Source organism: Klenkia sp. PcliD-1-E (assembly GCF_024124375.1).
Lineage (GTDB): Bacteria > Actinomycetota > Actinomycetes > Mycobacteriales > Geodermatophilaceae > Klenkia.
The window spans coordinates 1-2,633 of the sequence record NZ_JAMXRZ010000222.1; the positions used below are offsets into that span (position 1 = coordinate 1).

1 protein-coding gene is annotated in these 2,633 nt (G+C 77.5%); it reads right to left on the minus strand.

Going from position 1 to position 2,633, the window contains the following annotated elements; all coding sequences use genetic code 11:
* Nucleotides 1-159: 159 nt before the first annotated feature.
* A partial coding sequence (locus tag NH342_RS22630; RefSeq protein WP_253018573.1) for a bifunctional diguanylate cyclase/phosphodiesterase occupies nt 160-2,633 on the minus strand: 2,474 nt, incomplete at its 5' end.

Consider the following 2,633-nt stretch of genomic DNA (forward strand, 5'->3'; position numbering starts at 1 on the left):
CGGCGACCGCGCCGAGGGCGAGCAGCACCCAGGGGCCGCGGCCGCCGGCCGGCCGGCGGCGGACCTCCCGGGCCAGCAGGACGGCGACCGCCACCGCGACCAGGCCGAGGACCAGCGCACCGGGCTGCCAGCCGGTGCCCTCCGGCAGGGTGGACGCGGTCATGCGGGGACCTCCCGGGTGGCGGTGTCGAGGGTGTCCAGGCGCTGGTCGAGCTCACCGAGCTCCACGGGGCGGGACAGCACGTAGCCCTGCACGTAGCGGTGGCCCATCGCCCGCACCAGGTGCAGCTCGGCCTCGGTCTCGACCCCCTCGACGATCACCGGCAGACCGAGGCTGGTGCCCAGGTCGAGCACCACCCGGCACAGCTCGCGGCGGTGGGGGTCGCTCTCGATGCCCTGCAGGAACTGCTTGTCCATCTTCAGCACGTCGACCGGCAGCCCGGCCAGGTAGGCCAGGGAGGACCACCCGGTGCCGAAGTCGTCGAGGGCGACGCGCACCCCGCAGGCCCGCAGCGCCTGCAGGTCGGCGTCCACGTGCTGGTCCTCCACGAGCACCGACTCGGTGATCTCCACCAGCAACCGGGACGGCGCCAGCCCGCTGCCGGCCAGCGCACCGGACACGTCGGCGACCAGCGAGCCGCCCACCAGGTGCCGGGTCGAGATGTTCACCGCGACCGCGACCCGCGCGTCGGCCAGGCCGGCGACGTCCCGGGTCGCCCGTTGCAGCACGAAGCGGCCCAGCTCGGTGATGAGGGCGCTCTCCTCGGCCAGCGGGACGAACTCCGCCGGCGACACCTCGCCGAGCACGGGGTGGTCCCAGCGCAGCAGCGCCTCGACGGTGGCGGTGCGGTGCAGGGCCACGTCGACCACCGGCTGGTAGACCAGTCGCAGCTGCCCCTGGGTCAGCGCCCGGCCGAGGTCGGCGCGCAGCAGGTCGCGGCGGTCGTTGCGCTCGCGCTCGGCGGTGGACCAGCGCGCCACCCGGCCCGGCCCGGTCCCCGCGTCGAGCGCGCTGCGCAGCGCCACCTCGGCCCGCCGGAGCAGGTCGCCCCCGCTCAGCTCGGGCACCAGCGTCGTCACGCCGACCGCGCAGCGGGGCGTCGGCCGGTCGGCGGACGGGGGCAGGCGGTCCAGCGCACCGACCAGGCGGGCGCCCACCACCTCGGCCTCGGCCACCCCGCCCTCCACCAGCACGGCGAACTGGTCCACCGCGGTGCGGGCCAGCCAGTCCCCACCGCGCAGCACCCGGGAGACCGCGGTGAGCACCGCCGACAGCGCCGCCGGCGGCTCGTCCAGCAGCCCCGGGACGGCGAGCAGCAGCAGGGCGCCCTGGGTGGCGGTCGGCCCGTTGCCCGAGCGCGCGGGGACGGCGAGCCGCTGGGCGAGCACCGTGCCGTTGGGCAGACCGCTGGCGGCGTCGACGGTCTCCGTGGCCCGCAGCGCCTCCCGGGAGGTGGCCGCCGGGACGGTGTCGGTGACGTCCCGGGCGTAGAGCACCAGGGCACCCACGTCGGGGTCGGCGCGCAGGTCGCGGACCCGGGCCCGGACCAGCCGCCAGCGACCGTCCCGGTGCCGCAGCCGGGCGGTGACGGTGGTGTCCTCGCCGGGGCCGTCCACCGCGGGTGCCCGCAGCGCGTCGAGCAACCAGGCGGCGTCGTCCGGGTGCACGAGCAGCGTGAGCGGGCGGCCCACCAGCCCGTCGGCGTCCAGCCCGAGCAGCTCGTCGATCGTGGGGGACACCCAGCTGATCCGCAGTCCCTCGTCGAGCACGACGACGGGGTCGACGTTGCCCCGCACCAGGGTGCGGAAGCGCGCCTCGCTGCGGCGCAGGGTCTCCTGCAGCTGCGTGTGCGCCCGCCACGCGGCGAACTGGTGCACCAGCAGGAGACCGAGACCCACGACGCCCAGGGCGAAGGACCCCGTGCCGATGCGCCCGGTGACCGCCACGGTGACCAGGAGCAGGGTGCCCCCGAGCAGGGCGGCCACGTGCGGCAGCAGCGCGGTGGTGGCCGCCCGGCCGGGTGAGGACGCGGACGACGGACCCGGGGGCTCCCCGGTGTCCAGCCGCAGCGCGCGCAGGACGGCGGCGGTGGCCACCGCGCCGGCCACCACCGTGACCGCCTGCAGCGGTGACCCCAGGTCCCGGGGTGTCAGCTGGGCGGTGAGCGCGACCAGCGACCAGCTGGCCTGCGCGGTGAGCAACGCCGCTCCCCGCCCGCCGCCACTGGGGCGCTGTGTGGCGAACACCAGCAGCGCGGACCCGGTCACCAGCGCCGCGCCGCTGGCCAGCAGCAGGGACGACGTGGGGTCCAGGGCGGGAGGGAGGCCGGGGACCAGCGCGACGAGCTCCAGGCCCGCGTGCAGGCCGAGCTGCACGGCCACCACGTAGAGCGCGAGGGCCGGCACGGTGGTCGCGCGCTGGGCGCGCCGCACCCCGCTGTCGACCATGCCCAGCAGCGCGACCGCACCGAGGGCCTGCCCCGGCAGGCTGGCCAGCACCGCGGCGCGGCTGGACCCCTCCACCAGCACGACCGCGCCCGAGCCCGCGCAGCCGACCAGCAGCGACGCCGCGTACAGCCGCCACGCCCCGGGGTGCGCGGTGGCCCGGGACCGCAGCAGCACCACCACGGCCG